Source organism: Erwinia aphidicola (assembly GCF_024169515.1).
GTDB lineage: Bacteria > Pseudomonadota > Gammaproteobacteria > Enterobacterales > Enterobacteriaceae > Erwinia > Erwinia aphidicola.
The window spans coordinates 65,824-87,374 of the sequence record NZ_JAMKCQ010000002.1 but is presented as its reverse complement, the minus strand read 5'-3'; the positions used below and the strand labels follow the sequence as shown (position 1 = coordinate 87,374).

General features: G+C 63.0%; 23 protein-coding genes. All 23 read right to left on the bottom strand.

From position 1 onward, the window contains the following. Nucleotides 1-2: 2 nt before the first annotated feature. The 23 genes from J2Y91_RS22440 to J2Y91_RS22330 all read right to left on the bottom strand — a co-directional run bounded on the left by J2Y91_RS22440 (nucleotide 3) and on the right by J2Y91_RS22330 (nucleotide 21,422). A complete protein-coding gene (locus J2Y91_RS22440; RefSeq protein WP_253539710.1) occupies nucleotides 3-1,010 on the bottom strand; it encodes a DotH/IcmK family type IV secretion protein in 1,008 nt (335 codons plus the stop codon). Between the two features lie 15 nt (nucleotides 1,011-1,025). Beyond that, a complete protein-coding gene (locus J2Y91_RS22435) occupies nucleotides 1,026-1,646 on the bottom strand; it encodes a DotI/IcmL/TraM family protein (protein WP_253539707.1) in 621 nt (206 codons plus the stop codon). Between the two features lie 115 nt (nucleotides 1,647-1,761). Next, a complete protein-coding gene (locus tag J2Y91_RS22430; protein ID WP_253539705.1) occupies nucleotides 1,762-2,205 on the bottom strand; it encodes a hypothetical protein in 444 nt (147 codons plus the stop codon). A gap of 7 nt (nucleotides 2,206-2,212) precedes the next feature. Then, a complete protein-coding gene (locus tag J2Y91_RS22425) occupies nucleotides 2,213-5,602 on the bottom strand; it encodes an LPD7 domain-containing protein (protein WP_253539702.1) in 3,390 nt (1,129 codons plus the stop codon). Between the two features lie 121 nt (nucleotides 5,603-5,723). Next, nucleotides 5,724-6,341 carry a hypothetical protein gene (locus J2Y91_RS22420; RefSeq protein ID WP_253539699.1) on the bottom strand — a complete coding sequence of 206 codons (618 nt, stop codon included), beginning with the start codon at nucleotides 6,339-6,341 and terminating at the stop codon, nucleotides 5,724-5,726. Nucleotides 6,342-6,348: 7 nt separating this feature from the next. Then, a complete protein-coding gene (icmT, locus tag J2Y91_RS22415) occupies nucleotides 6,349-6,609 on the bottom strand; it encodes an IcmT/TraK family protein (RefSeq protein WP_133625200.1) in 261 nt (86 codons plus the stop codon). Continuing rightward, nucleotides 6,606-7,763 (bottom strand): plasmid transfer ATPase TraJ, encoded by a 1,158-nt coding sequence (gene traJ, locus J2Y91_RS22410; protein WP_133625201.1) that lies wholly within the window; start codon nucleotides 7,761-7,763, stop codon nucleotides 6,606-6,608. Before traJ ends, icmT begins: the two co-directional genes overlap by 4 nt. Continuing rightward, nucleotides 7,760-8,548: a type IV secretory system conjugative DNA transfer family protein gene (locus tag J2Y91_RS22405; protein ID WP_133625202.1), complete on the bottom strand. Its 789-nt coding sequence runs from the start codon at nucleotides 8,546-8,548 to the stop codon at nucleotides 7,760-7,762. The genes traJ and J2Y91_RS22405 overlap by 4 nt, the downstream gene beginning before the upstream one ends. After that, complete coding sequence (locus J2Y91_RS22400; RefSeq protein WP_133625203.1) at nucleotides 8,545-8,997, bottom strand: DotD/TraH family lipoprotein; 453 nt, start codon at nucleotides 8,995-8,997, stop codon at nucleotides 8,545-8,547. The genes J2Y91_RS22405 and J2Y91_RS22400 overlap by 4 nt, the downstream gene beginning before the upstream one ends. Nucleotides 8,998-9,044: 47 nt before the next feature. Then, complete coding sequence (pilV, locus tag J2Y91_RS22395; RefSeq protein WP_436232202.1) at nucleotides 9,045-10,235, bottom strand: shufflon system plasmid conjugative transfer pilus tip adhesin PilV; 1,191 nt, start codon at nucleotides 10,233-10,235, stop codon at nucleotides 9,045-9,047. Nucleotides 10,236-10,315: 80 nt separating this feature from the next. Beyond that, nucleotides 10,316-10,978, bottom strand: coding sequence for a prepilin peptidase (locus J2Y91_RS22390; protein ID WP_253539694.1), 663 nt, complete (start codon nucleotides 10,976-10,978; stop codon nucleotides 10,316-10,318). A 2-nt stretch (nucleotides 10,979-10,980) separates the two neighbouring features. Continuing rightward, nucleotides 10,981-11,451 (bottom strand): lytic transglycosylase domain-containing protein, encoded by a 471-nt coding sequence (locus tag J2Y91_RS22385; protein WP_133625206.1) that lies wholly within the window; start codon nucleotides 11,449-11,451, stop codon nucleotides 10,981-10,983. 45 nt (nucleotides 11,452-11,496) lie between these two features. Then, nucleotides 11,497-12,090, bottom strand: a complete 594-nt coding sequence (locus J2Y91_RS22380) for a type 4 pilus major pilin (RefSeq protein ID WP_133625207.1) — start codon at nucleotides 12,088-12,090, stop codon at nucleotides 11,497-11,499. Nucleotides 12,091-12,158: 68 nt separating this feature from the next. Beyond that, on the bottom strand, nucleotides 12,159-13,283 hold the full coding sequence (locus J2Y91_RS22375) for a type II secretion system F family protein (RefSeq protein ID WP_133625208.1): 1,125 nt from the start codon (nucleotides 13,281-13,283) through the stop codon (nucleotides 12,159-12,161). Continuing rightward, on the bottom strand, nucleotides 13,280-14,773 hold the full coding sequence (locus J2Y91_RS22370; RefSeq protein WP_133625209.1) for a GspE/PulE family protein: 1,494 nt from the start codon (nucleotides 14,771-14,773) through the stop codon (nucleotides 13,280-13,282). The genes J2Y91_RS22375 and J2Y91_RS22370 overlap by 4 nt, the downstream gene beginning before the upstream one ends. A 7-nt stretch (nucleotides 14,774-14,780) precedes the next feature. After that, nucleotides 14,781-15,317, bottom strand: coding sequence for a type IV pilus biogenesis protein PilP (gene pilP / locus J2Y91_RS22365; RefSeq protein WP_253539691.1), 537 nt, complete (start codon nucleotides 15,315-15,317; stop codon nucleotides 14,781-14,783). Then, nucleotides 15,304-16,593 (bottom strand): type 4b pilus protein PilO2, encoded by a 1,290-nt coding sequence (gene pilO2 / locus J2Y91_RS22360; RefSeq protein ID WP_133625211.1) that lies wholly within the window; start codon nucleotides 16,591-16,593, stop codon nucleotides 15,304-15,306. Before pilO2 ends, pilP begins: the two co-directional genes overlap by 14 nt. Nucleotides 16,594-16,596: 3 nt before the next feature. Next, complete coding sequence (gene pilN / locus J2Y91_RS22355; RefSeq protein WP_166643222.1) at nucleotides 16,597-18,210, bottom strand: PilN family type IVB pilus formation outer membrane protein; 1,614 nt, start codon at nucleotides 18,208-18,210, stop codon at nucleotides 16,597-16,599. A 17-nt stretch (nucleotides 18,211-18,227) separates the two neighbouring features. Then, complete coding sequence (gene pilM, locus J2Y91_RS22350) at nucleotides 18,228-18,662, bottom strand: type IV pilus biogenesis protein PilM (RefSeq protein ID WP_133625212.1); 435 nt, start codon at nucleotides 18,660-18,662, stop codon at nucleotides 18,228-18,230. Beyond that, on the bottom strand, nucleotides 18,662-19,660 hold the full coding sequence (locus J2Y91_RS22345) for a toxin co-regulated pilus biosynthesis Q family protein (protein WP_253539688.1): 999 nt from the start codon (nucleotides 19,658-19,660) through the stop codon (nucleotides 18,662-18,664). Before J2Y91_RS22345 ends, pilM begins: the two co-directional genes overlap by 1 nt. Nucleotides 19,661-19,731: 71 nt before the next feature. Beyond that, on the bottom strand, nucleotides 19,732-19,932 hold the full coding sequence (locus J2Y91_RS22340) for a hypothetical protein (protein ID WP_133625213.1): 201 nt from the start codon (nucleotides 19,930-19,932) through the stop codon (nucleotides 19,732-19,734). 45 nt (nucleotides 19,933-19,977) lie between these two features. Then, nucleotides 19,978-20,688 (bottom strand): hypothetical protein, encoded by a 711-nt coding sequence (locus J2Y91_RS22335; protein ID WP_133625214.1) that lies wholly within the window; start codon nucleotides 20,686-20,688, stop codon nucleotides 19,978-19,980. A gap of 221 nt (nucleotides 20,689-20,909) precedes the next feature. Next, nucleotides 20,910-21,422: a transcription termination/antitermination NusG family protein gene (locus J2Y91_RS22330; RefSeq protein ID WP_366521332.1), complete on the bottom strand. Its 513-nt coding sequence runs from the start codon at nucleotides 21,420-21,422 to the stop codon at nucleotides 20,910-20,912. Between the last annotated feature and the right edge of the window lie 129 nt (nucleotides 21,423-21,551).

Sequence of the window (21,551 nt, the reverse complement as noted above, 5' to 3'; positions counted from 1 at the left end):
GATTACTCCAGAGATAAGGTCATCCAGACCGTTTTACCGGCATGAGAGAAAGCCACTTCCGGGGTCAGTGGAAGTTTGTACAACCAGGTCCCGTCGCCAGAGGCCAGGGTCTGTTCGAAGGCATCACGCAGCTCACTGCGGGTGCGGATGTAGAGGTCGTCTCCCATCTGCCAGACCTGTGTATCCGGTACAGCCCCTTCGGTTTTCAGCCGGCGGGCATCTTTAGGGGGAACGCCATGGAGAAAGGCCTGCAGTGTTGGGTCATTCAGGCCAATCTTTGATTGAGGTGCCGGCATCTTTTTCGCCTGTGGGCCGCGCTGTGGGATGCGCAGATCCAGACGGGTATCAATGACGCGGGATTTGGCTGTGTTACTGGCCTCACCGCTGGTGACATCCACGATGATTGGCACGGCAAGCCCTTTCAGATACACCGTGATATTCCCGCGGTCATACTGCCGCCTGGCCTGAACCGTCATCACGCTGCTGTCCGGGATAAAGTTCACTGTAAAGCCATCGGCGTTAGCGTTATAAGGCGGGGCCGCCAGTGGCCACGGAGCCCCGGTGTTGTCCGTAAACATCACAGTGCTGGCCTGATGCGTGGCTGTTCGCAGTACCGGTAGTGAAGCGCCCGGGGAGAGATTCACTGTCAGAGTGGAAATACGAGGCACGACATCTGCAGGCTGCCAGGCACGTCCACGACTGGCGTCATCGACAGCCCGGCTGACGTTTTCAATCTCACCGCGGTTAAGCGGAGCGGCCTGGCCGATAGCCCAGGCTTCGGCTGCAGAGGGTGGTGCCGGTGGTGACTGGCGTAGCGGAGCAGTAATGTCCGCTGCGGGTTCGCTTTGCTCTGCCGGCGGCGCCGTTGTGGCCACTTCCGGAGCTGCCGGGGAAGGTGCGGGCGGTAACGCCGTCGTGGGGGTGTTTGTTCGGGCGTCTGCCCAGTCAGCAGCCAGCACAGAGCCCGCCGACAAGAGCAAAATTGCTGTCGTGAGAAGTCGAATTTTCATGAGGTTTCCTGATTTCTAGCGGGCATCCCGGGTGACCACGGAGGCCACTTCGATTCCTTCAGGTTTGCGCCTGACGTCGGTTCGCTGAATGCGGATCGTAAAAATGAAGTTCTGAGGTGGCAGGCTGCGGGTCTGGCCATCGATGCTCAGGGTGACGGGATACTGAACTTCCCAGATATAGGGTCCGTCCGAACCTTCACGGCCGCGCCGGTAAATCATCCCCTTACGGGTGATGTTGGCCGACATCAGCAGCTTGTCTGTCTTCACCTTTGCAAACAGGTTGGAGTTTGTCAGCGCGCTGTAGTAACTCCTGAAGCCGTCTTCTGAGAACTTCTGCTGTTGATCGCTTATCTGCGTGCGGAAGTTTTTGAAGTCGAGCTGGAAGGCGCTGCGGACAACTTTGTCACCAAAGGCAATGACGTCATCGTCGCTGTAAGCCGGCTCAGACGTTGGATATTGCGCCAGTACGCTGCCGTTGAGCGTGGCGAAGTATTTCATCGGAGGGTGAGCGACCTGCCAGGCAAGCCAGGCGTTAACCGGAAACTGCACCAGGTTGAAGGAGACGGACACCAGAGCGACCGCCAGACATTTGCGGGCAAAGGAGGCGTTAAGCATCCTGTCTTTTTGAAGCTGCATTGCCTCCATGAAAGGGGCGAGGTGTTTCTCATCAAACTCGTGAACCTTTTTGGGTGTGTCTGAAGACGCCTCCCCCGGGGAGGCTGAAGATTGTTTGGTCACTTGGTGGTTTCCATCAGTTCAGTGAGATAAAAGAACGGCCACTGTTAGTGGCCGCCGGGGACGATTGAGGGCTGACGGGAATGGATGTCGTTCCCGAACTGTAGGACGACAGGCCGCTACTGGAGGCATAGTCTCCCCAGGGGTCGATGGTCGGAGGGACATAGTCACTGATTTTGTCACGGGCTGCCTTGCAAATTTTCTGGCCAATCTGGTTCATTACGTCGGTCAGATTGGGAAACGTTGGCGCCGTAATAGTGGTGGAAATGTTCCCCAGACAGTCACCCAATGACGCTGTGACATTGTTCTGGCGCTGTGACCAGGCATCTGCGGCTTCTTTGGCCCGATTGTAGCCGGCTTCACTACCTGCTTTTGCAGCAGTGCCAGCACGACATGAAGCCGCTTCAGCGGCAGGAAGACACGCCAGAAACAGAAGGGTGGTACAGAGCATTTTTCGCATGAGATCCTCACATGGGTTGCGGTTGGTTAGCCGGCTTGACCTGCGCCCGGGGTGCCTGCTCCGGCTCCGGTGCTTTCGGCGGTGTCCAGGGTTTGTCGAACCCCAGCTTGCTGTGCAGGGCCGGCGGGATCTTTTCCGGTGAAGTCAAAGGAACGGCGAATTTGGGTGAGTCCTTCCCTTTGAGCTGAAAAGCAAAGGTATCCCGCGGGGCTTCACCATTCTTCACAGCGTTTACCGCCGAACCGTGGCCAATCAGAGCGAGAGCGCCGGTATCGGAAACCGTATTCACGGTAAGCCACGTGTTTCCGTTGGCGCCGGTGCATACCCGGGCCAGTACGTGGCGAAGTTCACCTTCATGACGCATCACTCCCTGCAGGTAATCGCCGTGACCTTTCACAAGGTGCGCCAGCAGTTCGCCTTCAGCGCCAGCTGCCTGCATGACCACTGAGCCTGCGGCTTTGGACAAAGCCGGTACCACAGCGTTTTCCGGAGGCGACTGCGGCGGTTTTTGTCCTTCACCGTCCGGGCCGGTATACAGCAGACCGTGGCCTGTGGGGTCCGGAAGCGATAAAGACAGTGCGGCCGCTTTAACAATCTGATGCTGGAGCTGCCAGAAGGCATTGCCGTCATAGGCTGACAGTTCTGCCGGCGCGACGTGGTGTCGGTCAGCAACCAGCAGGTGGTTATCCTGGGCTGGCGTCAGCGACCAGTGATTGCGATGTTTTTCCTGGCGTTCGTATCCGGTTACCACCCCTTCTGCATTCGTCAGCGGAACGTTGATGGTCACCGGCTTTTTGCCCAGATACTGCAGCTTCACCATGTCGCCCTGTTTCTGTCCACTGTCTTTCAGGGCTTGTTCCAGCTCCACACCCCAGTACGTCTTGTTGCCTGCTTTTGTGCGCAGCTGGACATAAAAGCTGTCCGTGTTGGCTTTATCGAACTGATACGGCGCCCGTCCGGATTCGAGTAGCTTTCCGGTCAGGCCTGTTCGCAGCGTCTCTTTCTCGAAGACGGTCATTTCCGGAGTTGAGGGGCCAGCTACTTTTGAAGGTGCCTGACTGGCAGTGTCATTCCCCGGGGCGATCGGTGTCGGGCCAGGTGCAGCAGGCGGTGTATCTACGACAGGTGAGGGTGCTGATTCCTGCCCGGGCGTGCTGATGTTGATGCCATTCTTTGCCATCACCTCAGCGGCTCTGGCCTGCAACAGCGCTTCAAATTGCTCGCGCTGCTGCGGGTTTTTCAGATGTACCTCGATGTTGTGATCGGCAATCAGCGTCAGCGTGCGTTGGATGAACTCCGGACTGCCTGTTACCTCAACAGCACCACGCTGATTGGCTTTAGCGGAGAGAAGGGCGGCCAGGATCATGCGGTCGTTTTCGCTGGCCTGCGGCGAAGCCATCACGATGCGATCGCCATAATCGCGGAATGCGTCTTCGCCATCGAGCGCATACACCCAGGTTCTGTCTTCCTGGCGGCTGGTCAGCCCCTGCAGGAGTTCGTCCAGATTAATCCGGGCGACTTCCGGTCCCCCCGGGCTGGTGTCACCCGGCAGGCGCCCAAAGGTGAATGAGAAGCCATTTTCCTGAGCCGGTACGGTATCAGTGTCCGCCGCTGCCGGCTGCTGTGGCTCTTCCGGTGAAGACACCTTTTTCAATGGCGGCTCTGTCACTGGCGGAATACTGGCATCGGCCAGCTGGGTCTCTGCAGCTGCATCTACTGGAGGTGGACTATCAGCCTGCGGCATTTGTACATTTATAGCTTCTGCCAGAGGTGCATTCTGCAGGTCGGGATTATCCGTGGTCGCATTGGTCACGACTGGCGTCTCTGCCGCTGATAACGATGCTGTTTCTGCAGGCGATGCTCCGACGGCATCTGGTGCAGTGGGTTCAACGTTTAACACCGGCTCCTCAGGGACCTGTTGAGAAGCTCTGTCATCTGGAGATAATGGAGGCGTTGCCTCTGCCTCCGGAGCCAGTGGTGGAACAGAGGGTTCTGGCGGCGCGATTTCAGGTGACGGCTCCGGTAAATCCTGTGCCTGCGCGGAGGTCAGCGTGCTCTCAGGTATATCCTCTGGTGGTGCAAAAGCTTCGTGAATGTCATCGCCGAAGTCCGGATAATCCGTAATGTCAGGGAAGGAAACGGCAGGGTCATCCTGCCGGATGTCGTTGTCAGGCATGCTGTGAGTCTCCGTAAAGGACTGACGCCAGTCGGGAATGAGTTCATCGAAAATCGGTGCCAGCTGTTCGCGAACCGCATTCAGTCCGTTGGCCACGTGGATATCGTTGAAATCGCTGAATGAGGCGGTACCGGCGAACGCCTGCGCACGCTCGCTTTCAGAGAATGAAGGGATGATGTAAATGCCGTTAATAGCCGCTGCGGCTTCCTGTGCCTTTTTCGCTCCCTTATTGTCCTGTTCACCGAGGTTGTTGGTTTTGGTGAAGTCATCTTCGCCGAGGATGATGTGGTGGTTATCCGGATAGCGCTCCTTTAGATTTCGTGACACTGTCACCAGATTGCCTGCATCAACTGTCATTACAACCGGCATTCCGGTCGCAAGATGCAGGCTGGCAGCCGTAGCATAACCTTCGGCATACAGAACAGGGCGCTGAGGGCTAAGTTCACCCCCTACCACAAAGAAGTTGCCCGTCTTCTCCGCGCCTTTCTTCAGGTTCTTGGTACCATCGGGCTTGATGTACTGCAGCGTGCGAATATCGCCGGCGACGTTGCGCAGCGGGATAACGAGGTTGTCGTACTTGTCCAGCTTCACGCCGTCTGCGGCGGGCACCCCTTTACGGGCCAGGTACGGATGGACATCGGAAGGAACCGGCATCTTTTGCCACTGCCCGGCCAGCGTTCTGGCCATGCGGGCATAGTCGGCCTGCGCCTGTGCGTCTCGGTCCCAGCGGTTCTGCGCCGAGAGCGCGCGCTGCTTCATCATTTCCGCCGGGTCTTGCTGAAACTGACCCGATGAGGTCCATTTCACCTTTTCTTCACTGGCGCGATGGTCCTGATACCAGCCGGCCGGGCGGCCGTTCATGTAGCCCTGATAGACGCCGGACTTTTTGCCGTGACTGTCGCCCTCTGTGGCTACCCGATGGCGCTTGCCGTCCATCTCAGGAAGCTCGCCGCCTGGCAACACAAACCCGGCATCTCTGAGGACCTGGCCAAACTCTTCGGCCGGGCTGAGGTCGTACGCGACGTCTTTCACCTGCCCGGTCACGGTATTTTCCGGCAGCCAGGCTTTGATTTTGTCCAGATCCGCATCCGGCCCGGCGAACCAGAGTTTTTGCGACCGATCATACTCAAGCGGGTAGCCGCCGTCGGGCAGGCGTCCGGCCGCACGCAGCGCGTCTTTTTTGTCGTCCGGGGTGATGGTGAGGTAGGTACGTGTTTTCATTATTGCCTCCAGAACAGGCAGCAGAAGGCCTCCGTTGCCGGATGCGCGCGCCTGTGTGAATGAGAGAGGGGTAAGGATGAATGCGGATTAAGGCCCGGTCGTGAATACCGGTGTTAAGGGTTCAGAATGCGTACTGAGGGTGAAACTGAGTCAGTAGTAGCGTGAAAAAAAACGATAAGAGAAGAATAAGCGCCATGATGATCAGCATGACGCAGTTCTTCAGGGCGACGGCGAGAATGATATTCACGATGAGATAGCCCACCATAATCCCGGCTTTAGCCGTGTCCGAAATATCGATAAACGCCAGAACGGCAAGCAGTAGAAATACCGGAACCATCATCATCATCGTAAATATCTGTGCCAGCATGCCGCCATCCCAGGGATACTGCGGTTCTTTCGGTGGCCGGGCCAGTCTGGCCCGTACCGTTAGTGCTTTCACAGTATCTATCATGGACTGAAGGCAGGTCGTTATTTGCGTTGCACGTTGTTTCTCTCGCTTCTCTCTGAATTTCTCTTCCCTCAGTAAACGGGCAAGATAATCCAGGTCATCAGGATCGGGATAACCTGAGGGGTGCGATGCTTTCATCATCCCCTCTATGAGCGCCAGAGCCCGGGCAATTCCGTCCAGCCTATGGCAATTCTCTTCCATCAGGCGATGGCGAAGGAGGCTGAGCTCGTTCAGAACGTCCCGCGCATCATTCAATAATGCAGGATCCTTGAGAGGTTTCGTTGTCATCATGCTCCCGTTATTCGAAGAACATCCGGTACCACCAGGGCCGACCCGTAAGGCGTCTGCCGCGCAGCAGCCGGACCAGCCGCTGCCACAGCACCGTGATGGTAAAGCCACGCCACGAGAGCAGGCGGAAGAAAATAATCAGGCCGGTGACGGCGTAAAGCGTCGACGTCTCCGGCCACTGAAACCACGCGGTATAGAGCGTGAACAGCACCACCGGGATGCCAAAGATTTCCAAGCGCCGTCCCGCGTCCCGCCAGGGGTTCCCCTTCATGACTGCCTCCTGATGTCCAGCTCGCGACGGGTGATGACGCTCAGCAGTTCGCGCTCGTCAATTCGCCCATCCTGATACAGCGACCACGCCCTGTCGCTCATGCGTGCGCCGCGCTCAGACAGATGGTTATCAATCCAGTCGCGCCAGCGGGTGTGGTCGAGCCGCCCAAGTGCCGTGCGGATCTCCTCGTCAAACACCAGATACTCCCTGACCGACTGCCGTTTGCCGTCGGTGGTGCGCAGCAGGCGCTGGGCAATCACGTACTGCAGGTTGCTGAGCAGGTTATGCGCCATCGCCTCATGCTGCTCTTTCGGCACCAGGTTCAGCGCCCGGGGGATGGTCTCCCCGGGCGAGTTGGTGTGCATGGTCGACAGGCAGAGGTGGCCGGACTGGCCGTTCATGATGGCGCCGAGCAGCGTTTCGGGATCGCGGATTTCGCCGACGCCGATAACCCCGGGCGCGCGGCGCAGCGTCAGGCGCAGGTGCTCGGAAAACGACGCCACGTCGCGGCCTATCTGCGACTGTTCCGGCATCAGAACCGCATCGGGAAAGTTGAGCAGAAACTCGATCGGGTCCTCGGCGGTAACGATTTTGCGGTCCGGGTCGGTGCGGGCGCAGTACTGGTAAATGGCCGCCAGCAGCGTGGACTTGCCGGATCCGGTCTCGCCGACCACCAGGCCGATGCCCTTGTGCGGCAGCAGCGCCGGGAATAAATCGGCCTCCAGCCCGAGGGTTTCCAGCGCCGGGATGACCGTCGGGATGGTCCTGAGCGTCAGTGCCGGCACCATGTCGTAGTCACCGACGGTGGCCTGCACGAAGTTACAGCGAAAGCGCAGGCGCTCGCCCCGGTCGAGGCCATAGCGCTGATAGATATCACCGGTCAGCTGCAGGGCGCGGTCGACGCCCTTACCGGCCTTGAGGTCGCCCTTGATCTGCCCGGAAAACACGTCGTCCATCAGGCGCGTCAGCTGCGGCGGCTCGATGCGAAACCCGGTGGCTCTGACCTTGCGGCCGTGAAGGTCAACGACAATCGGCCCGCCGCCCTGCAGGAAGATATCGGACACGCCGTTGCGCGCGCAGTGGACCAGAAACCCGCGCAGCGCGTCGCCGGTGATGCCGCCGTGCCGGTGAAAGTCGAACGCCGGAAAGGTCATTTTTGCTCCTTACGGATAACCGGCTTCCAGTGGTTTTTATCCACCACGAAGCCCGCCGGATCCTGAATGCGTTTCACCTTGTCGCCAATCATCAGCGCGTCGCGCGTGCCGGTGACGCTCTGCTGCGTCTCCTTCACGTCCGGCGCCTGTATCATGCCCTGCTGCAGCAGCGTGGAGTAGCGCAGCATGCCGGTGTAGTCGCGGGTCAGGCGGTTGAAGTTGGACTCCAGGGTGCGATCGGCGCTGAGGCGGCCTTCCTCCCAGCCCCGGCGCACCGCCGCCTCCCAGACGGCCTTCTCTTTGCCGTTTTTGGGGCGGACGCTGACGTCGGGGGCCTCAATACGCTTTGCCGCCAGGCCTGGCAGCAGCCAGGTGCGCCAGCCGGGCGGGTTGCTGACGAAGCGCGCCGGCAGCAGGATGTTGTAGGTACGGTACGCCGAGCGGATCTGGTCGGGCGTCACGTGCGCCATGTCGCTCGCGGTGGCGATGACCGGTGGCAGGTAGCCCTGGCGGCTGATGAGCGGGCGAAAGTCGTACATGTCGTTCAGCACGCCGTCGCGGGCGGTCAGCTGCTGGCGCAGCTCCCACGCGCGCTGGGCCTTGCCGCCCTGAAAGCCCACGGTCTGGCCCGCGTCGTTGAGCATCTGCCAGACCGTGTCGCTCAGGCCGTTATAGTCGTTCACCGGCGGGCTGATGTAGTCCGAAAGGCCGCCGGGCGGGGCGTCCTCCGCCAGTCCGTTGGTGGCGCAGCCCAGCAGCAGCAGGGCGGTCAGGGTACGTTTCATGCGAGGCGCCCTCCCTTATCCGGCAGGGCAAAGTACAGGTGCAGCTCGGCGGACTGCTGCTTCAGGGAGGCGCGCCAGCTTATCTGCGTCTCCAGCTGGCGCAGCAGGCTCTCAAAGGTGACGTTGTCGGCGTGAACGCTGACCGGCAGCGGCAGGCGCACCCCGCTGTAGGCAAAGTGCAGCCCGCGCTGGCGGGCCAGCTGCGCGAGCAGCTCAACGGCGTCGCCCTCCCAGTCAACCGACAGCCGGTCGCTGTTGGCGCTGAAGGTGCCGGGCAGGCGCAGGGCCTTCTGGTTCAGCGCGCCGGCATGGTACAGCTGCTGCTGCGCGCTGCGGAGTTGGGCGGCACCGGCGGATGCCGGGGTCAGCTCAGGTGCGGCATCCGGCTGGCTGGCCTGACAGCCGGACAGCAGAATGACGGCCAGAGTGGCCAGAGGATTAATTTTCATAGTAGCGTGTCCAGAAAAGAAGTAATGAGGCACTGACATCAGGCATGTCACCCAAAACGGGCGCAGGTGACGTACAGCTCGCGGAGGGTATAGAAAGACGCAATCCAGTAGCCGTTCTGAATGTAAATGCTGTAGGTGGCGTTGACGACGGCTGAATCGCCTTCTTTCTTGCCGGTGATGTAGCAGAGGTTGGTATCCGCTGCGGCAATCGGTTTACCAACATCAAGGCCGCCCAGCGTATGTACGGTGTAGGTGATGTTCTGCCCGCCGTTCAGCACCCATTTCAGGTTCTGGCAGGAGAGCGTGGCCCCGGCCGCGTTGCGGCTGATGTTGCCGTTTTTCGGGCAGGCCTGGCCGACCGTGTTGATCCTGTCGAGCTCGATGGTGTTGCCCACCGACAGCTGCCCGTCGCTGCGCACGCTGCCGCCTTTGAGCTGGCCGCTGGTCATGATGCCCTTGCCGTTCACCGACTTTATCCAGCTGTTGTCGTCCATATACAGACCGCCGCCGTGCGCCTCGTTCATCCAGCCCTTGCCGCTGCCGGTTATCAGCCAGCCGCCCCTGGTTTTGATGTCGTCTTCTGCGGTAACGGTCTGGCCAAACGTGCCGGTGTCGGCGCTGACGTCTTTTGCCTTGTTCAGGCTGCTGCCGTTCATGTCGATATCGGTGTGCATGCGGTTCAGATCCGGACGGCCGCTGACCTGATAGCGGTACAGGCGGTCGCTCTCCTGCAGGTCGGTGCCGAGCACCTCGGACGACAGCCAGGTGGCGAGGTGCCCGCGCGCCGCGCTCAGTCCGTACGTGCCGAGGTTCATTTCCCAGCCGGCGAACGCGCCCGTCGCGACGTTGGCCGGCCAGACGTAGCCGCCCGCGCCGTCCACCTTCTGCGAGATGTAGCGCAGCCCCTGGAAGCTGAACTCGCGCCCGCCGGTGGTCAGCACGAACGCCACCAGTTTCTGGTTAAACGTCGGGTCGCGGGCGATGCCGACCGTGTAGCTCTGGGCCGCGCCGTTGCGCAGGCCAAACCCCGGCGGCAGGTAGCCGTCCGTCTGCAGCCTGGCGGCGGTAATGGTTATCGGGGTGCCGCCGCTGACCTGGGCGGTCAGCGCCTCGCGGTTGTCGCGGATAAAGCTTTTGGCCGCGCTGCCCACCGCCGTCATGTTGCGGGCCTCCACGCCCCACTCCAGCTCCTCCAGATAGCGGGCGTAGCGCGGATAGCCGTAAACGGCGGCGAGCATGATGACGAGCAGGACGAGAAGCACCTCGATGCTCAGAAAACCCCGGTTAACGGGGGAGGGAGTCGGTTTTTTCATGCGTGTCAGCCTGTTGAAAAGGGAAAACGCTGCGCCAGGATGGACGCGGCGAGGCACAGGGAGAACCAGGGGGCGAACGGCACCTCCCGCGCGCGCGCCATCAGACCGGTCAGCCCGGCGAGGTGGCGCAGCGCAATCAGCCCGAGCGCGCAAAGCGTCAGCCCGGCCGACACCGGCAGCGTCAGCCAGGCGCTGAAGCCCGCGAGCAGCCAGACGTCGCCCTGGCCAAAGCGCTCCGGGCCGTGCCGGTTCGCCCAGTGGCGAAAGACGCTCAGGAGCGTAAACATCACCAGCCCGTTCACCACCGCAACGGGCAGCGTGACGGCGGCACCGGGCAGCAGTGAGAACAGCAGTCCACTGGCGATGAACCCGCTGGTGTGGCGCAGCGGCAGCCAGCGGCGGGCCAGGTCAAGCGTGCTCAGCAGCAGGCACCATCCCGTCAGCAGCAGGTCGCGCAGCACCTCCGGTGCCGGCAGCGTGAGCACCAGCCCCCGGGTGGCCACCAGTGCGGCAACTCCGGCAAACAGCAGCACCAGTCTGCAGGCACCGGGCAGGGCGCGCGGTCGCTTTCCCTCCTGTTCATGAATAAATCCGGCGGCCTGGCGGACCAGCTGCCGTCCGGTAAGAATAAACGCCGGATAAAAGGCGCAGAACGTCAGCAGCGGCATCGTCATCGCCTCGCCAGCAGGCGGCTGTAGTGGCCGTAAACCAGCCCGGCATAGCGCATGCGGGTCGGTTCGCTCTCCTTCTTAAACCCGGCGTTGTAGGAGCCGAGGCAGCTCCAGTTCACGCCGCACTTTTTAAGATGGGTGGCGAGGATCCACGCGCCAATCTGCACGTTAAGGCAGGCGTTGCTCAGCAGATCCTCCTTCGAGCGGATAATGCCCATTTTGACGAGCGTCGGGATGTGGCTGGAGTTGACCTGCATCACGCCGTAGTCGGTGCTGGTCACCTGGCCGGCCTTATTGCGATTGGCGTTGGTGGCCCGGGGGTTCAGTCGGCTTTCCTGCACCGCGATGGCCTCCAGCAGCACGGGATCTATCTGGTAGCGCGCGCCGGCGGCCTGAAAGCAGAAGGCGCTGGCGGAGCCGGAGGCGAAGAGCAGCAGGAGCAGCGCGATACGTGGCAGGGTTCTTTGCATGGCATCAGTCCGGTAAGGGGGCAGGCGCGCGGCCTGCCCGGTCAGTCAGGTGTTGCTCTTGAACTTCAGGGTGTTGTTGCCCGTGGAACCGGTGTCCGCCTGGCACTGCGAGCCGGCGTCGGATGCCGTAACGGGACCCGCGGTCATCGTGCCGTTGAGGGTGGTCTCCGAGACCACGGAGGTCTGCGACATCTTGGTCGCCATGGTCACGCAGGCCTCCTGCGGCACGGCCTCGTAGGTCAGCGAGAAGCCGGTTTTACTGCCGCCGCCGGTGGCCTCGGCCTGTACCGTCACGCTGCCGCCCCAGGTGTTGATGACGGTGGCACTGCCGCTGCTGCGATCGCCGACGGTCGTCATTGAGGCCGGTACGCCGCCGAACTGAATCAGCGATCCGGTCATGCGGGCCGCGTCGCTGAACTCATAGCCGCCCTGGGTTTTCAGCAGGGTGCGGGTCTGGGTCATGATCTCCTGCATATTGCCGAGCTCCATGGTGGTGTCATTTTTACGGAACAGGCTGCCGCTGTTGGCGAAGATGACCACCACCATCACGACGATGACGGCGAGGATGACGGCCATCTCAATGCTCAGTACGCCGCGATGAACCGGGCGCGCGCAGGCCTGTGTTGCTGATTTTTTCATGGTGTTTCCTTTTTGCTGTGAATGGCGGTAATGCCGGATAGAACTGAAAAAAGCGAGGGTGAAACGGGTCAGCCGCCAAGGCGGGCGGCCATGTCGTTGAGCTGCTGAATCACGCTCACCAGCAGGAACATGTAGCCGCTGACCAGCAGAAACAGCGCCACAGAAAGGCGCAGGATGCGGCGCTTAATCAGCCTGACGGCGCGCACCAGCCAGTGGCGGGCGTAGTTCTCAATGATGATTTCGGCGTTGTCGCCGTCGGTCAGCAGCGCCAGCTTGTTGACGGCGTCGCGCGACGGAAAGTGATAGCCGGTGTTGCGCAGGGCGAGCCCCAGATGCTGCCCCTGCCGCACCAGGCGACGCGTGGCGTTGAGACGCTCCAGCAGCCAGGGCGAGGCGTTGCGCGCCAGGATATCGAGCGATTCGAGCGTCTTCACGTCGGCGCGCAGCAGCGCGGAGACGTTAAGCAGGAAGGCCACGCCCTGAAAATCCCGGTATACCGACCAGGGCACCAGGTGGTCAAGCACGCGCCGTACACGCCCGGTCAGGTTGCCGAACGACCAGATAACCCAGGCGGTCAGCACGGCGGTGGTCAGCGACAGCAGCACGCCGTTCACCACCACAAAGTCTGACAGGGCCCCCAGCCACCATATCCCGCCCTCCCACGTCTCGCGGGGCACGATTTTCGCGAGCTGCGGAATGAAGTGCTCGCTGACCAGCACCATGATGCTGACGACGGTACCGATAAGCGCCAGCGGGTAGCCCAGCGTGCTGAACACCGTGGTCTTCATCTCGTCCACGCCCTGTACCACGGTCATGGCGCGGCGCAGCGCGTCGGCCACGCGCCCGTCCATGACCCCGGCGCTGATAATGGCCGCCTCCTGACGGGGCACCCAGTCGGCCAGCGCCACGTCCAGCGACTGGCCGTGGCTGAGCGACGTCAGGCAGTCGTTGAGCCAGACCGCCGACGGGGACGAACGGCGGCCAAAATCGGTGGCGGTGTCGCGCATGCTGGTCAGCGCCACCTCCAGCGTGCGGTTGTTGTCGAGCAGAAAGGCCAGGTCCTCATACAGCGCCAGCCGGTCGCGGGTGGTAAAGGTGTGCCGGTAGATCCAGCGGGTGGCGGCGTACCGCCAGCCCGCCGTTCCGGCGCTGCCCCGGCGGGCCCGGTTACGCAGGGCGCTCAGGGCCTTCATGACGTCACCCCGGCATCAGATGTCAGCCAGCGGTCCTCGTCCAGCGGGCTGATGCGGTCGGCGGCCAGCGGGTCGACCCGTCCGGCGTTGACGTGATGCAGCAGGTGCGCGTTGCGGGTGATGCCGCCGAGCGTGGTGTGCCAGTACGCGCGGGCGGCAAGCTTGCCCTGTTCGCGGTAGAGCTGCATAAACCTGGCGTCGGGGCTGATGACCTCGGCGATCACCGTGCGTCCGGCGATGCCCCGGTGGCACTGCCCGCAGCCCGCCTCGTGGCGGAAATACAGGTTCTCAGGCTGGCAGCCGTGAGTCAGCAGCGCGTGCTCCTCCGGCGTCAGCGCGTCCTTCACCTCAGACCACGGCCGCTTACAGGCCGGGCAGAGCAGCTGTACCAGGCGCTGGCTGATAAGCCCGATAAACAGCTGCGGGTCGGTCAGCAGCGCCGGGTTGATGCCCATGCCGAGCAGGCGCTCAAGAATGTTGATCGGGTCGTTAGCGTGCAGGGTGGTCATCAGCAGGTGGCCGGTCATGGCCGCGGTGACGCCGGTGCGGGCGGAGTCCGCGTCGCGCAGCTCGCCGACGATGATGGCGTCCGGGTCAAGACGCAGCCCGGCGGACATCATCCGCACCCACGCCGTGGCGACGGCCGCCGGGTTGTTCTTGTCGGCGACGATCGCCGTCTGCACCGCGCCCTCAATGCTGCCCTCCGGCGGATCCTCAATGGTCAGCAGGCGGCGAAGGTTGCCGGTGCTGTCCAGATACAGTTTGGCGAAGGTGCGCAGCGTGGTGCTCTTGCCGGAGCCTGTCGGTCCGGACAGCACGACGATGCCCTCGGGGCGCTGCAGCATGCGCCGCAGGCTTTTTTGCTGCGCGGGCAGGTAGCCGAGCTCGTCGAGGGTGGGCGGCGAGGCGCCGTCGTCGGGGATGATGCGCATTACCACGTACAGGCCGTACACCGCCGGGGTGTGGGCATAGCGCGCCCCGAACAGGTTCAGCCCGTGCAGGAAGTCGCGGCGCAGGCGGCCGTCCTGCTGGCGGTTGGCGTTGAACTGCGCCTCGGCCACGTCGCACATCGACAGCACGATGGTGGAGGCAAGGTTCATGCCGTCCTCCTGTGAAATCGAGTCGACCCGGACCAGGTCGCCGTGGACGCGCATCATGACCAGCGTGGTGCCGCCCCGGCCAATCTCCAGGTGGATATCAGAGGCGTGTAGTGCGGTCGCCTGACGAAAAAGGCCGACCACACGCTTCTGGCTGCTGCTGAAGTCCTGGCCTGCAGACGCATCCGGCTGGGCGGTTTTCAGCTCGCGGAGCTCGTCGAGCGGGATGAATTGCAGGGTGACGGGCTGCTTCTGGCGCAGCGCGTTGACGTAAGACTGGACGCGCACGTCGGCGCGGTGGTGCTCGGCGATGTGCAGCGTGGTCCTGCCTGAGTCATCGCTGACCGGGTGCAGCCAGTCCTTTATTGCAGGGGGGAGCAGTGTCTCTGACATGGAAACCTCATTCGGTGAACGCCAGGGTGTGGGTTTCCCCGGCGGCGGTGGTGACCTGCACTTCCTGCGCGGTGATGTGCTTCACGGTATGGCCCGAGCCCGGCACGCGCTGGCCGGCGACCACCTCGACGCCCGCACCGTCGGCAAGCACCAGGCGGGCCCGCAGCTGCTTCCCGCTGCCGGCAATTTCGGCAATGCGCGGCAGGCTGCCGCGCACCGGGTCGGGCGTTTTGCCCGGCGCGGGGGACAGCAGGGTCTGCGTCAGGGCGGAGGGCACGGAGGCGTCATAGCCGTTGTTCTGCTGCAGCGAAAGCAGGGCTTTGGCGCGCGCGCCCTGCGCTTCGTACAGCAGGGTGTCGCTCTGAATACGCTCAAGGCGGGCGAGGTTCAGGGTGTCCGCCGGCAGGTCAGCGGGCACCGGGATGGCAACGGGCGGCGGCAGTGCCGGTCCGGTGACGGCAGCGGTCGGGACCGCCTGGGCGCCGAACGCGAGTCCGGCCAGCAGAACGCCCGTCAGGGCGCAGTGAAGTTTAACGTCGGGCATAGAGGGTTCCTTCGAGAACGTAGTGCAGGCGGGCCTGGGCGAGGCTGACGGTGATGCGCGTCAGCCGGATGCCGGAGGCGTCGAACTGCGCCGGATTGAACAGCCGGTCCGGCGGGATGTCGGTGCTGAACGTAAAGCTGAAGCTGCGAAACGGCAGCGCCAGCTGCTGCCCGTCGATGCGGGTGGTGGCCGCGCCGTCTTCGGTCAGGCTGAGCCGCGCGCGCAGCTGCTGGGCGTAGTGGGTCAGGCGCTGCGTCTGCGCCTCCATGCTGCCGGCGTCCTCCGGTGAGGCGGGAAGCGGCATGCTGAGCGCCACCGCCACGCCGCCGGTGTCGGCGCTGCCCGGGATGTTGAACAGCGGCGCCAGACCCGGATACCAGTGCGCGAGGCGATGTGCAAAGTCGCCGATGGTGCCGCCGGCGGGCTTGCTCCAGGCAAAACGAATGGCGTCCTGCGTGCAGTCGGCGGTGGTGAAGCGCCAGCCCGCGATGCTCAGCGGAGCGGCCTGCCACCGGCGGCTGCAGTGGCTGACGAAGTCCTGCAGCACGGGCTGGCTTTTCCAGGGCAGCAGCACCGCCGGGGTGGCGGACTTGAGCTGCTCGCGGGCCTTGAGAAACGCCGCACGCGCCGCCGCCTGCTTCGTCTCATCCTGAAAGGTCTGATACTGCTGATGGCCGAAGTAGCCGCCGAATACCAGCAGCAGCAGGGCCGACCAGGCAAGCAGCGCCCGGCGACTGGAGACCGGCTGCAGCCTCGCGGTGCGGGACACGGTCAGTCCGGACAACAGGTCTTCCAGCGCCCGTTCGCACCCCGACACGCCCGGCACCAGCCCGTCGGGGCAGTACAGAATGCGGTCATCGGCCGCCGCCGTGTCAAAGCTCAGGAAGGTCTCCAGCGCCTGGCAGACCGCCTCACGGTCGCCCGTGACGTCGGACAGCACCGAGAGCTGCCCGTCCTGGGCGGCGATGAACCAGTAGCGATCGTTACCGAGCGGGAAGATGCCCCAGCCGTGCGCCCCGAGCTCAGGCAGCGCGCAGAGCGCCAGCGACGCGGCGCGGCGGGCCTCTTTCGGCGTGAGTCCGGCGTCGCTGAGGTTGCCGGTCCCGGTCAGCAGCTGGCCCCTGCCTGCCGGGACGGTGGTCAGCCGGTCGGCCTCCCGGGCGCGTGCGGCGCGGCGGGCGGCGGCACGTGCGCCTGCAATCAGCTCCCAGTGCAGTCCGGCAACCAGCGAATGACGACCGTGGGGAATAACATACGGTGCGTTCTCTTTGCTCATGGTCTACCTCAGCAGGGTTGGCGTGATGAGAATGACCAGCATCGTGTCGTTGTTCTGACCGTTCGCGCCGCCGCCCAGACCGAAGAAGGACGGTGAGCCGACGCCCTGGCTGTTGGCCGCGTTGTTTGCCTGCTGGTAGCCGCTGATGAGCAGGGCCTGACCGGAGTCGAGAATGACGTTCTGCGCGAAGTTCTGCATTTTGGTTTTGGGCAGCTTCAGCGTGACGTCGCCGATTTTTTCGGTCTGCATCTCCGGATCGTCGCTCATGGAGATGGAGAACTGCAGCTCGGTGCGATCGGAGGCCGGCATGATGTAGGGCAGCATCGTCATGTTGAAGCCGGTGGATATGGTCGACTTCTCCACCGAGGTGGTGGAGCCGACGTTGGCCGTGTTGTCGGTGCTTATCTGGCTGAAGTAGTCCTGCTGCGTCACCACCTGGATCCGGACCGGGTTCATATTGGTGGTGGTGCTGGCGTTCTCCGTCACCGTTGAGACGTTGGCCTGCAGCGACAGGGCGTGAATAAAGGCGTTCGAGTTGGCAAACTTGCCGTCGAGGATAGACACGCCGCCGGTCATCGCACTCCCGGCCATGCCCGGCATGCTGCTGCCCAGCGACAGCCCGACGCTGCCGGACCTGAACACGGCGTCCCAGTCGAGGCCCATCTGGTCCTGACGCTTTTTGGTGACGGAGTAGACCTTGACGTTCAGCAGCACCTGACGGGTGAGCTCCTTATTGCGCCCCTCAATGTAGCTCTGCACCGAGCCGAGCACCCTCGGGGTGTCGGTGACGGTCAGCATGCCGCTGGAGAGCGACATCCGTCCGGATCCCGGGGTCAGCATCTCCTTCACGGTGGCCTCGATTTCCTTATACCGGTTGGTGGTCATGTCCGTGGTGGTGGTCTGCGAGGTGTTGCCGTCGCCGGAAATGCCGCCCTCGCCGGACGTGGAGGAGGAGCCGTACACGGAGCGGGAGGCAAAGGAGGTTTTGGAGTCCTGGAACGCGATCGGGAAGGAGCGGGTGTCGAGGTAGAAAATCACCAGGGTGCCCTTCTCATAGCGCCAGGACAGCCCGAGGCGCGTGGTGACGTAGTCCATCAGGCCGGCAACGCCGCCCTGCCAGTAGACGCCGCGCAGCGTATTGCCCGCGCCTGCCGTGGCCCGGACGGGCGCGGCGACGGCGCCCATGGCGTTGAGCGGCACCATGCCGCTGGCGTCCGGGGCGGGTACGCTGCCCTGAATGCGCTCCGTTTTGCCGCCGCCCGCCGACATGGCCGACAGGGCGTCCGGCGTGATAACCACCGGCAGCTTACAGTCGCGGGTGATGATGGCGCCGATTTCCGCTATTGAAATTTCGCCCGGGCGGGTGAGGGTCAGGGCGCAGCCCGGCAGCTGCGCCGCCGTCTGCGCGGTACCGTTGAGTGGTACCGGGTTAATCCACTGGGCGGTCAGGTCGCGCACCGGCGAGCCCGACGACAGCTTACTGATGTGGTCGCGCGCGGCGCCGAAGTCCCGGTCGGACTGCGCCATCGTCTGGTCTATCCGGTTCATGCTGCTGCAGCCGGACAGCAGCAGGCTGACGCCGGCGGCGAGCGCCAGCGTCTTAGGTGTGTTGTGCATAGAGAAAGTCCCGAAGGTCAGTTGAGATATACGAGCGAGGCGTCGGGGACGACGGCCGGTACGGTGACCCGCATGTCGTTCCCCTGGTTATCGGTCAGGCGACGACTGCTGACCCGGCCGAGCAGGGCTGAGCCGCGCGTGAGGGCGGCCAGCGCGCCGGACAGGCCCCGCGCGTCTGGCTGATAAACCCAGACCCGGCCGTCGCTGATGACGTGCTTCAGTCCGGGGTAGGGCGTGAAGCCGAGGTCGGCGTCGCGGATGACGCCGCTGCTCTGCGGATGGTCATACAGCCAGTCGTTGATAAGGTTGATGTACTGCACGGTCTGACGGGCGTGCTGCTGGCTTTCACCGCCGGCCAGCTCAGACACGCGCGTCGCGTCGCGGTGCGTCATATCGGCCGAAAACAGAAACCACGCCAGAAACATCGACAGCAGCCAGTAGCCTGCACCCATCAGCGCACCTCCCTGTCGTCCACCTTCAGCAGGCACTGCGCGGTGCTGATGCCCGCGTACAGCGGCACGCTGGCGGCGCTGTACAGGCGGAAGACGCCGTCGAGCGCGTCGCGGAACGAGCCTGCGAACGCGAGAGGCGCATCGATGCGGTAGTTAACGTCGGTGAGCCAGGCCACGCTCCAGGTTCCGTTCTGTCCGGTGGCGCACTTTTCCTGCGAGGCCCAGATAAACAGGGTGTCGCGAAGCGTCGCGCCCCGTTCGGCGTGCCAGCGCGGGGTGACCGGTGCGGGTGCCGTCACCGCCGGCGGCGTGAGCGGAGGCGTCACCGCTGGCGTTGAGGTGCTGCCTGTCGCACGGGTGAACAGGCTCTTCGCCCCGTCTGGCGCGGGCGCAGCGGCAGGCGAAGGTGGTTTGACGGCCACTGGTGGAGCAGACGTCGGTGGGGCAACGAACGCGGCCGTCATGTTTGCCACGGAGACGCGCCTGGCCTGCCAGTCTATCAGCGCCGCCCAGCCCTCCCGGCGCAGCAGCGCGTCCAGCACGTAAGGCCACTGGTCCGCCGCCTGCAGGCTGAGGCTTTTTCCGGCCTTCACCTTCAGGTCGGCAGACAGCGACACGGTCCAGCCCGGCGGGATAATTTTCCGCAGCAGCGCATCCGGCTTCAGATCCCGTTCGCTGACGCTGATAAAGGTCAGCGCCGGCGGCGGGCCGAGAGTCCTGACGCGGGTCAGGTTGCGCAGCGGCACCGGTGCGGGCGGCGTACCGGGTTTCGCCATCGCGGTTTCGGGCTTGCCGGAAGAGGGCAGCGGAGAGGCGCGTGCGGGCTGCGCGGACGTGCTGGCGAGCCTCAGGTCGTTCTGCGCCAGGGCGATGATGCCGGACTGCGTGGCAATCTGCTTATCCACGAAGGTCCGTGCATCACCGTCGGCCGGCCGGACGTGGGGCAGGCTGCAGCCGCCCAGCAGAACGGGAAGCAGTAGGGTGGTGTGTATTTTCATAGGTATCGTCGGATTGTGGCGTGCCGGGCCGGTAACAGCGTGGCGCGGAACTGCCGGAGGAAAAAGGGGGGTTAGCTCATAAAGTTTTGGGTGAACTCGGCAATCTCCTCCTCGGCGTCGTCGATAAGGCTGCGCAGGGTGGTCAGCTTATCGAGGGTGATCGCCTCCGGGGCTCTGGCGCGCAGACGGCAGGCGCGTCTGAACTCAATGATCCGGGCGGCCCGACAGATCTGCAGCTCGCGCAAATCCTTTTCGGTTACGGTGATGCACATTGTGATTGTCCTCAGCATGAATGCGGGTTCTCGCTTAACCCGTTATCAGTGATAGCGTTCATCATCAGAGCATGATGGTGCAGTTGATGGCTGCCAGAAGCGGTATTTCAGCGGGCTCCATTCGCTGGCGGGCAGTGACGCGGTTCCGATATGCAGGGTGCGGATGAAGCGTCGGTTATCAAGTACCAGCTCGGTATCGGCCACGACAACCTGAAAACCTTCGGCATGGAAGATAGCCTCCGCACCGTCACCTTCGCCGTCATCCGGCGCGCGGTTCATCAGCAGCTGAAACGTCACCGGCAGCACCATATCTCCGGTCGACTGGAAGGCGTTCTCCGTGCGCGTAAGCTGCAGCGCATGCCTGCGGCGATCTTTGAGGCGCTGCACCAGCTCCTCCGTGATGTTTTCCGGAAACCGACAGACGACAAGGCGCCACTCTTTCTGCATCAGGAGGTTAAGCGTCGTGCGAAACCGAAAGAGATCGCACCGCTCAGCAGCGGTGGCATGGCTTAGCAGCACGCTGAGCGTGGAATCTACGGGAATGGACTTATCGCTGGTGTCGAGCAGCTGGCGCAGCGTGGTGAACTCGGCACACATCCCCCGAAAAACGGGGTTTTCGCGTGCCGTATCGAGCCAGCCGGATATAAAGCGTCTGCGTCCCATCTCCGAAGCGAAGGGGGTCTCCTGATCCGCCGAACGAAGCGCGACCAGAATGCACCAGAGCAGATGCTGTACGGGATTATCTGCGGAGTACAAAGGCTATCTCCTTGAGTGAGGAGCACTACCGGATGCCGGCAATGGTGTCTGGAATTCCTTCCGCCAGGAGGAAAACGCCAGAAAAGGCTAACCGGTAAAAGGAACAGGGGACGTCCAGGCAGGACCGGTTCAGGCACCATTGCCGGCAGCCGGCAATGCAGTAAGTTAGTGAACAGGGATCCGGCGTGCCGCCGGGTTAACGGGAAACTCCCGGGACTTCATCAGAACCCGAGCGAACCGGGTTCGAACACAAGCTGCATCAGGAGGGCCACGTTCGACACCGGGCGCGCGTCCTGCTCCATACGCAGCAGAGAGTGGTACTGCGCCGCCGTGAGGTGCTTTTGGGAGGCTTCCTGCAGTTCGTCCCGGGCTTCAGGGCAGAGGGTAGGGTCAGGGTGGAGCATCATCAGCCCCTCAACCACCAGTGGACGCATGGGGGCAATCTGAGAGCCGCTCATGACAAATCCGCAAAAGGCAGAGTGCGTGCGGATTTGAGCGACAGGCTGCGTGGCCAGATTGGCCTTGAGGAAGAAATAGCCGGGAAACAGGGGGGAAATGCGTTTCCGCACGCAGTTTACCTTGTCGGCGCGGGGGATGGTTTTGACGGTAAGCGGCGTCCATGGGGTGATCTGCTGGTCACTCAGCCAGTCAAACATTCTCTCCCGGTTTTTACCGCCGGTAATGTACTGCGCCAGATACCAGTTTTGTCCATTGATCTGTTCAAAATTCATCATGCTCTCGCCCGAACCGATCCCCCTGTGGGGTCATTCTGTATCCGGCTGAGCCAAATACACTGGGCGATGACGCTGGTTCAGGGCTGTCATACTCAGCTTTTGTCCATCAGACAGCGGCATCGCTCAGTC

Coding starts and splice junctions, on each gene's coding strand:
- J2Y91_RS22440 (WP_253539710.1), bottom strand. CDS start 1,010: ATGAAAATTCGACTTCTCACGACAGCAATTTTGCTCTTGTCGGCGGGC.
- J2Y91_RS22435 (WP_253539707.1), bottom strand. CDS start 1,646: ATGCAGCTTCAAAAAGACAGGATGCTTAACGCCTCCTTTGCCCGCAAA.
- J2Y91_RS22430 (WP_253539705.1), bottom strand. CDS start 2,205: ATGCGAAAAATGCTCTGTACCACCCTTCTGTTTCTGGCGTGTCTTCCT.
- J2Y91_RS22425 (WP_253539702.1), bottom strand. CDS start 5,602: ATGAAAACACGTACCTACCTCACCATCACCCCGGACGACAAAAAAGAC.
- J2Y91_RS22420 (WP_253539699.1), bottom strand. CDS start 6,341: ATGATGACAACGAAACCTCTCAAGGATCCTGCATTATTGAATGATGCG.
- icmT (WP_133625200.1), bottom strand. CDS start 6,609: ATGAAGGGGAACCCCTGGCGGGACGCGGGACGGCGCTTGGAAATCTTT.
- traJ (WP_133625201.1), bottom strand. CDS start 7,763: ATGACCTTTCCGGCGTTCGACTTTCACCGGCACGGCGGCATCACCGGC.
- J2Y91_RS22405 (WP_133625202.1), bottom strand. CDS start 8,548: ATGAAACGTACCCTGACCGCCCTGCTGCTGCTGGGCTGCGCCACCAAC.
- J2Y91_RS22400 (WP_133625203.1), bottom strand. CDS start 8,997: ATGAAAATTAATCCTCTGGCCACTCTGGCCGTCATTCTGCTGTCCGGC.
- pilV (WP_436232202.1), bottom strand. CDS start 10,235: ATGCTCGCCGCCGTTTACGGCTATCCGCGCTACGCCCGCTATCTGGAG.
- J2Y91_RS22390 (WP_253539694.1), bottom strand. CDS start 10,978: ATGCCGCTGCTGACGTTCTGCGCCTTTTATCCGGCGTTTATTCTTACC.
- J2Y91_RS22385 (WP_133625206.1), bottom strand. CDS start 11,451: ATGCAAAGAACCCTGCCACGTATCGCGCTGCTCCTGCTGCTCTTCGCC.
- J2Y91_RS22380 (WP_133625207.1), bottom strand. CDS start 12,090: ATGAAAAAATCAGCAACACAGGCCTGCGCGCGCCCGGTTCATCGCGGC.
- J2Y91_RS22375 (WP_133625208.1), bottom strand. CDS start 13,283: ATGAAGGCCCTGAGCGCCCTGCGTAACCGGGCCCGCCGGGGCAGCGCC.
- J2Y91_RS22370 (WP_133625209.1), bottom strand. CDS start 14,773: ATGTCAGAGACACTGCTCCCCCCTGCAATAAAGGACTGGCTGCACCCG.
- pilP (WP_253539691.1), bottom strand. CDS start 15,317: ATGCCCGACGTTAAACTTCACTGCGCCCTGACGGGCGTTCTGCTGGCC.
- pilO2 (WP_133625211.1), bottom strand. CDS start 16,593: ATGAGCAAAGAGAACGCACCGTATGTTATTCCCCACGGTCGTCATTCG.
- pilN (WP_166643222.1), bottom strand. CDS start 18,210: ATGCACAACACACCTAAGACGCTGGCGCTCGCCGCCGGCGTCAGCCTG.
- pilM (WP_133625212.1), bottom strand. CDS start 18,662: ATGGGTGCAGGCTACTGGCTGCTGTCGATGTTTCTGGCGTGGTTTCTG.
- J2Y91_RS22345 (WP_253539688.1), bottom strand. CDS start 19,660: ATGAAAATACACACCACCCTACTGCTTCCCGTTCTGCTGGGCGGCTGC.
- J2Y91_RS22340 (WP_133625213.1), bottom strand. CDS start 19,932: ATGTGCATCACCGTAACCGAAAAGGATTTGCGCGAGCTGCAGATCTGT.
- J2Y91_RS22330 (WP_366521332.1), bottom strand. CDS start 21,422: ATGATGAATTTTGAACAGATCAATGGACAAAACTGGTATCTGGCGCAG.